9 protein-coding genes and 1 tRNA gene are annotated in these 9,194 nt (G+C 45.2%); 5 read left to right on the top strand and 5 right to left on the bottom strand.

Annotated features, from left to right (window positions below; genetic code table 11):
• The first annotated feature begins 17 nt into the window (after positions 1 to 17).
• Complete coding sequence (locus tag B157_RS0114395; protein ID WP_020604002.1) at positions 18 to 2,051, top strand: hypothetical protein; 2,034 nt, start codon at positions 18 to 20, stop codon at positions 2,049 to 2,051.
• A gap of 47 nt (positions 2,052 to 2,098) precedes the next feature.
• Here B157_RS0114395 and B157_RS0114390 read toward each other — a convergent pair whose 3' ends face one another.
• Entirely contained in the window at positions 2,099 to 2,401 is a 303-nt protein-coding gene (locus tag B157_RS0114390) for a hypothetical protein (protein WP_157618446.1), read from the bottom strand.
• A 128-nt stretch (positions 2,402 to 2,529) separates the two neighbouring features.
• Positions 2,530 to 2,952 carry a hypothetical protein gene (locus B157_RS0114385; protein WP_020604000.1) on the bottom strand — a complete coding sequence of 141 codons (423 nt, stop codon included), beginning with the start codon at positions 2,950 to 2,952 and terminating at the stop codon, positions 2,530 to 2,532.
• 566 nt (positions 2,953 to 3,518) lie between these two features.
• Here B157_RS0114385 and B157_RS0114380 point away from each other — a divergent pair.
• The gene (locus tag B157_RS0114380) at positions 3,519 to 3,725 is read left to right on the top strand and encodes a helix-turn-helix domain-containing protein (RefSeq protein ID WP_020603999.1); all 207 of its coding nucleotides are present in this window, start codon (positions 3,519 to 3,521) and stop codon (positions 3,723 to 3,725) included.
• 134 nt (positions 3,726 to 3,859) lie between these two features.
• Entirely contained in the window at positions 3,860 to 4,258 is a 399-nt protein-coding gene (locus B157_RS0114375; protein WP_020603998.1) for a hypothetical protein, read from the top strand.
• A 32-nt stretch (positions 4,259 to 4,290) separates the two neighbouring features.
• Here B157_RS0114375 and B157_RS0114370 read toward each other — a convergent pair whose 3' ends face one another.
• The 3 genes from B157_RS0114370 to fabD form a co-directional block, all read right to left on the bottom strand.
• A complete protein-coding gene (locus tag B157_RS0114370; protein ID WP_020603997.1) occupies positions 4,291 to 4,584 on the bottom strand; it encodes a hypothetical protein in 294 nt (97 codons plus the stop codon).
• Positions 4,585 to 4,983: 399 nt separating this feature from the next.
• Positions 4,984 to 5,054: transfer RNA gene (locus tag B157_RS0114365), tRNA-Gln, on the bottom strand.
• Between the two features lie 126 nt (positions 5,055 to 5,180).
• Positions 5,181 to 6,071: an ACP S-malonyltransferase gene (gene fabD, locus B157_RS0114360; protein WP_020603996.1), complete on the bottom strand. Its 891-nt coding sequence runs from the start codon at positions 6,069 to 6,071 to the stop codon at positions 5,181 to 5,183.
• Between the two features lie 379 nt (positions 6,072 to 6,450).
• Between fabD and B157_RS0114355 the strand changes: the two genes are divergently transcribed.
• Positions 6,451 to 7,146, top strand: coding sequence for a succinate dehydrogenase cytochrome b subunit (locus B157_RS0114355; protein WP_026308701.1), 696 nt, complete (start codon positions 6,451 to 6,453; stop codon positions 7,144 to 7,146).
• Positions 7,147 to 7,210: 64 nt separating this feature from the next.
• A complete protein-coding gene (locus B157_RS0114350; protein ID WP_020603994.1) occupies positions 7,211 to 9,148 on the top strand; it encodes a fumarate reductase/succinate dehydrogenase flavoprotein subunit in 1,938 nt (645 codons plus the stop codon).
• Positions 9,149 to 9,194 lie beyond the last annotated feature (46 nt).

The following is a 9,194-nucleotide window of genomic DNA, read 5'->3' as shown; positions in this document are numbered from 1 at the left end:
AACACAACACCAAGATCATGCAAGACGGATTATACCTAAAAGATACCTTTGTTAGTGAAGTAGATTTTTCGTTGACCTACCAGGGTAACGACCTCACGAAACCGGATGCCAGAACAGCCAGCTATTCCAATACCTTCACCCTACCCGATAGTCTAACCATGCGCGATCTGATGCAGGGAGGGGAGCAGGTTGACGCGGCCGGATTGAATGAGTACAGGCAACTACCCGCCAAAGTTATTGATGAGGGTGAAGTAATCTTTTCGGGAATCGCTGAATTTGTCAGTTTTCAGGCAGGCTGGAAAGTAAACCTGTTAGATAGTCTGATAGGTTTTTTCGATGCCATTGCAGACAAACCACTAACCGCCCTCAACCTTTCCCGATTAGACCACCCCTGGACACTGGAACACATCAACGAAATAGCCGGTAGCAGTGAGGGAGTAGTTTACCCCCTGATTGATTACGGGGGAATAGATGCCAGTGGTACTGTTCCCTATGATACTACGTGTCCGGCTGTTTACGCAAAGACCCTGATTGGTCAAATGTGTGCAGAAGCAGGTTACACACCAATAGGGGACTGGCTAACGGATCCGCTATTCCTGCAACTGGCAGTGCCGTTTGTAGGCAGTGACCCAAAGGCACACGATCAACAGTGGATTGACGACCGTACAGCACGCGTTACAGCCGATGGAACCACCAACAGCATAATACTAAAGAACGGCAGCCCGATCAACGTAGTGTTACCCCTGGCAGTGGATAACTTACCGTTGGATGACTTCACCCAGGGAAAGCTAAAGCCGTTCAAAACGGACAGATACGCTTACGTCTGCCTGAACAGGATGAGGGTAAATGTACAGGCCCAAATTCTGTTTACCAGTATTACCAAGTTTGGCGCAGCAGAAGTAAGATTGATTCTTGAACGCAACGGCCAACCCATTGCAGAAGATTACTACAGTGTAGCCGGTTATTCAGATAAGTTGGACACACCCGAATCATTGCAGATTGATGAAGCCATAGACTGCCAGCCAGGTGATGAACTAACCTTACGGCTAACAGGGAACAGCCGTACCACCCTGGCAGACTATTCGTATTATTTCAGTCTTGCCAGTGGTGAAGTTTGGGCTTCATTCGTGCCTGATGCTACTGTACGGCTTGGGGACATTTGGCCGGTTGCGCCTAACCTGCCTGATGTATCCTGTAGTGATCTGGCATTGACCCTAGCCAAAATGATGCAGGGTACTTATGAAGTCGATGAACGGCGCAAGACGGTTGAACTCGTTCCACTGGATACGGTAATCGATAACATTCCACTGGCTTCTGATTGGTCAACCAAAATTGATGAAAGCACAGAGCCGGAAATTGTTGTACAGTTTGAGGGATACGGGAAAGCCAACCTTTGCAAATGGAAGGAACACGATCAAAAGGCTAACATTGGTTATGCTGATGGAATCCTTACCAGTCCCGCCCTCACCAGTCCCAAAGAAGCCACCTTATTTGAGTTGCCGTTTATGGCCTGTATCGAATCAGGTAGCGTTATTGGTGGATATGGCAACCCGATACAGATTCTTACCAGGTCGTTAAGTGGAACAGGGGAAAACAAGACCATCAATAAGATGGATGCAGCCCCAAGGCTTATCCTGATGGAGCCTGCAAAGGTTGCAACGGTACAAACCGAAACACTTTCAGCCAGTGGTGATGTGGTAGCCGTACCCATAACATTAACCGGTTGCTGGTTTGCCAAACGTCCGGCCGGTATCCGAACGGATGCCAACGCATTCAGTCTGGCTTTTTCTCCGGTATTCGGCCAAAATGAGCAGCCACTAATTGACCGCTATTTCAAAGCACTGCAGCGAGTGTTGAGGAAACCAAAAATGCTGAATACCTCAATCTACCTGCAACCTGCCGACGTTGCCAGCCTGAAACTTTCCTTACCTATTCGGCTGCAGAAAGTTCGTATTGGCAGCCTTGATGTAAACGACAATTATTTTTACCTCAACCGGTTTGGCCCTTACCGATCCGGCCAACCTGCAACGGCTGTTTTGATCGCTGTATAAAAGGGAACCTCAACAGAGAGAAGCCCTAGCAGTCTAAGTCTAAAAAGTTAATGAACTATTTCACTCAACTCATTAAGAACATCCAGCACTATCAATTTTTTATCGTTTCTCTCCTTTATGAATTCTTTAATCAACTCGTTTCGATAAGAATCACTTATATCACCAATCCCTTTAGGCCCGCGCTTGGGATATATGTATAGCGCGACTATTTCGCCAGCTTCATTATTGGCTGCTGCAATCAGCCGAAAACCACCTGATTGGCCAATACTAGCAGATGAGTTAGCAATACGTATCTTCAATATTGAATATTGCCCGGCTCCGCAAAGTCTAGTATTGGGTTTTTGAGACAAATGCTCTATCGTTGATCCATTAAGTTCATTGCAAATGTCATTTGGACATGAACCGTAGTGGTTTTTATATCTTCGACTAAGCTTTTTTAATGAATTTCGAAACGTTGAGGTAGAGGATACAACCAAGCTTATAACTGGCTTAAGAGTGATTGTAATTCGGCATCAAGAGGCATTTTGTCATGAATAAGAATAAAGTCATCAATATTCTCCTGCAACTGGCTTGCCTCGTCTTGAAATCTTTCAACTGTAGATAACATTGCATCTTTAAGCTCACTTTCGCCAAGAGAAACTAAGTTACGATTACACGCTTCAAGTAGAGTCCTCATGGCTGGTAAAAGTCCATAAGCCTCATCCTGATTGTTGTTGAATGCGATAATTGTATTCTCGTTTAATACCCGTAGGTGCGAAGTAATTTCTTCAAACCTACGCATCTGCTCATTGGCGCGATCTAAGTACTCATCACAGCCTTTTTCGGGACTGCTCAATGCTTGATTAGCACTATCGTTTTCCTTAGTAACCCTCTGTATAGTATCCTCTATTTCCTCAACCATATATGTAGTTTTTGCACGTAATACATAAAGTCTGGTACAAAAAAAGTATGTATACATTCAAATAAACGATAATATTTATTAACAGTTTGATACAATACAACATTTATTTTTTAGGATTATTTGGGCTAAAATACCTTTTTACGTTCTTCTCTTTTGCACTTTTCACATACGATTACCCTCTTATGAAAAATATTTTCATCGTTATACTTGTTTTATAATAAAAAGTATAGTATATATAAAATACGCGCGCGCGCAAGACATACATTCATTTGAAAATAGCTTCTCACTATTAATATTTTATCAATTCTAGAACGTAATCAATTTACGTTCATGTCTCTCCTGTATTATCTTTGATTTCTTGATGAATGCTACAAATCAAATCTTGCCAGTATCCAATCTAATCCACTCTCATCCCAAGCAATTGTTGCGCGTTCTGCTACACATTGGACAGTAAATCATAATCTGTTCGTCACTCCACCTCCCTATTGAACGGTAAAGCGTATACGTGACTTTGTATAGGTACTAAGTCTAAAAAGTATCAGTTCACTTTTATAACCGCTATTACCATGTCAGAAATTAAGCAGAAAGTAAGCCAGCAGATTCGTGATGCCAGAAAAGCACAGGGTATGACCCTTAAGCAACTGGGAGAGAAGTTAGGCGTTGCAGAATCAACGGTTAGTTTGTACGAAAGCGGTAATCAGAACCTCACGATTGAAACCTTACAGAAAGTAGCGGATGCACTAAATGTTGACATCACTACTTTTTTCAAATAGTTCATATACTTTCTTTGTATATATACAAAGTTTGTGTAATATTGGCCTATCAATAAGAAGCAGGAAAACCCCAATGCTAGGACTTGGCGGAAGTAGCAAAGGGGCCAGTGTTACACTTAAAATTCTACAATCAAATGAACACCGAGCAAAACTACGCAGGTCAAACAGACCACGCAACCACCGCAGTACAACGGGCGCAAAGCTTAGGTCAATCCGTTACCCAGGCAACAGAGCAGCCAGCCGCCAACCTTGACCGGGAATATCAGTCACTTTACCGGCTTGTGAGTAACTTTCTAATGGAAGCTGGTACATCCGGCCCGGTTGATCTGGTTAATGGCTTACTAATGGATTCTGTAAACCATTCAGCAGGACTTGACCCCGAAGCGGATCACGAGCCAACAAAGCAACACACCGTTACCCAGGCTGATTTAAACCGGATGTTCAGTGCAAACCAGTTAACCGGATTTCTAGTAAGACTTTCGGAACAGTGGCAACATATTAACAGGCTTCGCAGTGAATCCATGAACGGTTAAGAACCCTCAACAGCGTGAAGCCCTGGCATAAGTCAGGGCTTTGTTTTTTTCTTCCTTGTTACTTTCCCTGATGCCAGCCAGTTGTCTATTTCACTTTTCATGTACCATCGGTACTGGCCTTTTTTAAAGCTGTCCAGGCCCAGTGTCCGGTAATACCTCAGCGTTTCGGCATCCCGCTTTAAATAGGCACAGGCTTCATCTTCATTTAATAGCTGGCTTTCCCGTGCCTGTTCCAGTGCCTGCCGTGTTCTGGCCAGTTCGCTGGTGGCTTCTGCCAGCGTGTTCATTAGGGTTCCCAGTAATTGGCCTTCGATAGTGAAAGTCATATGAAGTTTAAGGTGATTGATTCACAATGTACTACGCCCGTATTTTTTGGTACGGTGATGAGGACTAATAAACAAAGTCGGTCCCTCATTTTTTACCTCGCTTGGTTAAGAGAGACTAAGAGAGTTTAAGAGACGCAAAGGTTTCCGTTCTAAATTCGTCACTTTTCCAAGCAAGCACTAATCTTCTGAATATCAGCACCTTGCTTTGTTCTTTCTTATTCTAAGCAAGTAAGACCAAAGATAACGCATTCAAGTTCTTTCACCCCAATAGCATTTTAGCAGGCTTAGAACGCCACATTTTTTTTTCGAAAATATTCTATTCCGTACACTAACCCGTACACCGCTTGAAACGAGAAAACCCTAACCAACTATTTTACAGTTAATTAGGGTTTTTTCTTGTAGCCCGAGAAGGATTCGAACCTCCACAAACAGAACCAAAATCTGTCGTACTACCCTTATACTATCGGGCTGTTTTTGCAATTGCGAGTGCAAAGATAACGGTTACCCGGTGTCAAAAACAAATACTGATTCAAAAAAAAAGGGCATGTTGTGATGCGAACAGTCTTATTCGCTGATTCACAAGAGATAATACCTTACTAAATTCCCGTAACGGGAACAGCAGGACTAATCTTTTTAATCAATCCCTGAAGCACTTTACCAGGGCCACACTCTAAAAACCCGGTAGCTCCATCGGCCACCATTCGTTCTACCGACTGTGTCCAGCGCACAGGCGACGTAAGCTGGGCAATTAGATTGGCTTTTAACTGCTCTGGATCAGTTGTAGCCTGTGCGTTCACATTTTGGTAAACCGGACAGTGGGGTGCCGAAAAGAGCATGTTCTGAACTGCTTCGGCAAATTCCGTTCGGGCTGGCTCCATAAAAGGCGAGTGGAAGGCACCACTCACGGCTAATGGCACAACACGTTTGGCGCCGGCCGCTTTCAGCCGCTCTTCAGCCAGTTGAATACCAGCCGCACTTCCCGAAATAACGACCTGACCCGGACAGTTGTAATTGGCAGGGACGACAATTTCCTCCGTTATAGCCGCACATACCTCTTCAATGACAGAATCGGCCAACCCCAGTACGGCAGCCATAGTTGATGGAGTTAATTCGCAGGCTCGCTGCATTGCCGTTGCCCGAACGGATGCCAGACTCAACCCGTCTTCAAAGGAAAGTACGCCCGCAGCCGTTAGTGCCGACAATTCGCCGAGTGAGTGCCCAGCCACCATCGAAACGTCGAACCGATCAGGGGCAAAAGAGTCGGACGTCAGGGCAAGCACAACACCGTGCAGAAAAACAGCTGGTTGTGTATAGATAGTTTGCTTGAGGTCATCGTCCGTTCCTTCAAACATAATAGAGGTCAGACTATAGCCAAGTATCTGGTTAGCCTGTTCAAAAAGCTGGCGGGCAGCTTCCGAGTGTTGGTAAAGGTCCTGCCCCATACCCCGAAATTGCGAACCCTGTCCAGGGAATACGTATGCTTTCATGTAAATACTAGTTGGTGATTAAATCCAAGCAGGTGCAAATTAGAGCCATTATTGACGTTGTTCAAAAAGGGAAAGTGATGTTTAGCCGTAAAAATCTTACCGTCAGTGATTTATAGCCGGGAGAAAAAAGAACCGTTCAGGAATCTGCTCTGTCGTTCATTATTTTTTAAAAAGTTGTTATTCGTAAAACCATTAAATCAAACAGGCTGTTGAAAAAATACAGGGTTTAGTTATTTGGTTTGCGTGCAAAAATAAGTTACAAACAGCGTGATAAAGGTGCTTAATGTTGTTTCCCTGCCGTTTGTGATTTAGCTTTGACGCGCCGTTTAATTAGGCTTCTGTTCAATTATTTACACTAAAATTTCGTGTCGTTCACCATATGGCTTGGGTAACACAAACACTATCCAGCTCGCTTGGCCGCAAGGTCATTATGTCACTGACAGGGCTGTTTCTGAGTAGTTTTTTAATTATTCACATGGCTGGCAATTTGCAGCTATTTAAAGGAGATGGCGGTCGCGCCTTCAACGAGTACACGTACTTCATGACGCACAACCCGCTTATCATGACAGTTTCGTATTTGCTTTACACGTCTATTCTGGTCCACGCACTGATGGCGTTTATTCTTACCCGCTATAATCAGTCGTCCCGTCCCGTCAAATACGCGTACAGCAGGCCCGAAGCCAATAGTGATTGGTCGTCGCGCAACATGGGTATTCTGGGAACTGTACTGTTGTTGTTCATCATTATCCATATGCGTACGTTCTGGTACGAAATGCACTTTGGGTCAGTACCCATGGCTGAATATGATGGTAAAGAATACAAAGACCTTTACTCAGTTGTGCAGGCAGCCTTTGGCGAACTTTGGTACGTAGTATTGTACGTTATATGCATGGTAGCTGTAGGATATCACCTGGCGCATGGTTTCCAGAGCGGTTTTCAGACGTTGGGTATCAGGCACAGGAAATACACGCCCATTATTGAGTTTCTGGGTAAATATTTCTTTGCCATTATCATACCGGCGGCTTTTGCCTCCATGCCTATTTACGTGTATTTACAGGTTCACCATATAATCTAATTAGTAAATGGGCGAATGATTGTCTCATCCTGTCATTCGCCCATTCACACTTCACAATTGAATTATGAAACTGGAATCTAAAATCCCTGCAGGTCCGCTAGCCGAAAAATGGTCACGGCAAAAGTTCGCATTAAAACTGGTCAATCCAGCCAATAAGCGGAAATACGATATAATCGTAGTAGGAACGGGTCTGGCTGGCGCTTCAGCAGCAGCATCGCTGGCAGAACTGGGCTACAACGTCAAAGCGTTTTGCTTCCAGGATAGTCCCCGCAGGGCACACTCCATTGCGGCTCAGGGAGGAATCAATGCGGCTAAGAACTACCAGAATGACGGCGACAGCGTGTTCCGGCTATTCTACGACACCATAAAAGGTGGTGACTACCGTTCCCGCGAAGGTAACGTACACCGGTTAGCCGAAGTGAGTGTCAACATTATTGACCAGTGTGTAGCGCAGGGGGTTCCTTTCGCCCGTGAATACGGCGGCACGTTAGCGAATCGGTCTTTTGGTGGAGCGCAGGTTTCCCGTACATTTTATGCTCGTGGCCAAACAGGTCAGCAATTGCTGTTGGGTGCCTATTCATCCCTCAGCCGCCAGGTAGCTAACGGAAAAGTCAAATTGTATCCTCGCACCGAAATGCTGGACCTGGTTGTTCAGGATGGTAAAGCACGGGGTATCGTTACCCGTAATCTTATTACGGGCAAAATAGAATCGCATTCAGGGCATGCAGTACTACTTTGCACCGGTGGATATGGTAACGTGTTTTACCTGTCAACCAATGCAATGGGTAGCAATGTTACGGCGGCCTGGCGGGCACATAAAAAAGGAGCGGCCTTCGCCAATCCCTGCTTTACCCAGATTCACCCGACCTGTATTCCCGTATCCGGTCATTACCAGTCGAAACTGACCCTGATGTCGGAATCGTTGCGGAATGACGGACGAGTGTGGGCACCCAAATCAAAAGAAGATGCGGAGAAAATCCAGAAAGGTCAGATGAAACCGACCGATTTGGCTGAAGCCGACCGGGATTATTTTCTAGAACGCAAATACCCTGCTTTTGGTAATCTCGTGCCACGCGATGTAGCTTCTCGAAATGCCAAATATGTCTGCGATGAAGGCCGGGGCGTAAGTAAAACGGGACTGGCTGTTTATCTGGATTTTGCCGATGCAATCAAGCGTGACGGTCAGAAAACGATTGAGGCCAAGTACGGCAACCTCTTTGAGATGTACGAAAAGATCACTGGCGAAAATCCGTACGAATTGCCAATGATGATTTACCCCGCCGTTCACTACACGATGGGTGGCTTGTGGGTAGATTACAATCTGATGACCAGCGTTCCGGGTCTATATGCCCTCGGCGAAGCTAATTTCTCCGACCACGGTGCCAACCGACTTGGTGCTTCAGCCCTTATGCAGGGCTTGGCTGATGGTTACTTCGTGATTCCTTACACTGTTGGTGATTATCTGGCAACTATCGGTCCAGCGGACAAGATTCCCGTTGATTCTCCCGTCTTTAAAGAAGCGGAGGAAAAAATAAATCTTCAGATCAACCGGCTTTTATCCATTAAAGGAGAGCGACCTGTAGATGAACTGCACAAGGAATTGGGTCATATCATGTGGGAATACTGTGGTATGTCGCGTAATGCAGAAGGATTGCAGATTGCCAAGCAGAAAATCCAGGAGTTAAAGAAGGAGTTCTGGTCGAATGTGAAGATACTGGGCGGACCAGAGGAGATGAATCAGGCTTTGGAGCAGGCATCGCGTGTAGCTGATTTTATCGAGTTAGGCGAACTGATGATCGATGATGCGCTGAACCGGAATGAATCCTGTGGCGGGCACTTCCGGGAAGAATACCAGACGCCCGACGGTGAAGCACTTCGTGATGATGCCGATTATGCCTACGTAGCCGCCTGGGAGTTTCAGGGTGAAAATATGCCCGAATTACTCAACAAGGAAATGCTTGAGTTTGAAAACGTAAAACTGACACAAAGAAGTTATAAATAAATGATGGATTTATGATTTATACTTGCCCGTCGCATTAGTGGACTGG

The sequence above is a fragment of the Spirosoma spitsbergense DSM 19989 genome, from assembly GCF_000374085.1.
GTDB lineage: Bacteria > Bacteroidota > Bacteroidia > Cytophagales > Spirosomataceae > Spirosoma > Spirosoma spitsbergense.
The sequence above is the reverse complement of the archived record's forward strand: the minus strand, read 5'-3'. Positions and strand labels throughout refer to the sequence as shown.

Bases quoted from the DNA above. Each gene is read 5' to 3' on its own strand.
- B157_RS0114395 (WP_020604002.1), top strand. From the start codon at position 18: ATGCAAGACGGATTATACCTAAAAGATACCTTTGTTAGTGAAGTAGAT.
- B157_RS0114385 (WP_020604000.1), bottom strand. From the start codon at position 2,952: ATGGTTGAGGAAATAGAGGATACTATACAGAGGGTTACTAAGGAAAAC.
- B157_RS0114380 (WP_020603999.1), top strand. From the start codon at position 3,519: ATGTCAGAAATTAAGCAGAAAGTAAGCCAGCAGATTCGTGATGCCAGA.
- B157_RS0114375 (WP_020603998.1), top strand. From the start codon at position 3,860: ATGAACACCGAGCAAAACTACGCAGGTCAAACAGACCACGCAACCACC.
- B157_RS0114370 (WP_020603997.1), bottom strand. From the start codon at position 4,584: ATGACTTTCACTATCGAAGGCCAATTACTGGGAACCCTAATGAACACG.
- fabD (WP_020603996.1), bottom strand. From the start codon at position 6,071: ATGAAAGCATACGTATTCCCTGGACAGGGTTCGCAATTTCGGGGTATG.
- B157_RS0114355 (WP_026308701.1), top strand. From the start codon at position 6,451: ATGGCTTGGGTAACACAAACACTATCCAGCTCGCTTGGCCGCAAGGTC.
- B157_RS0114350 (WP_020603994.1), top strand. From the start codon at position 7,211: ATGAAACTGGAATCTAAAATCCCTGCAGGTCCGCTAGCCGAAAAATGG.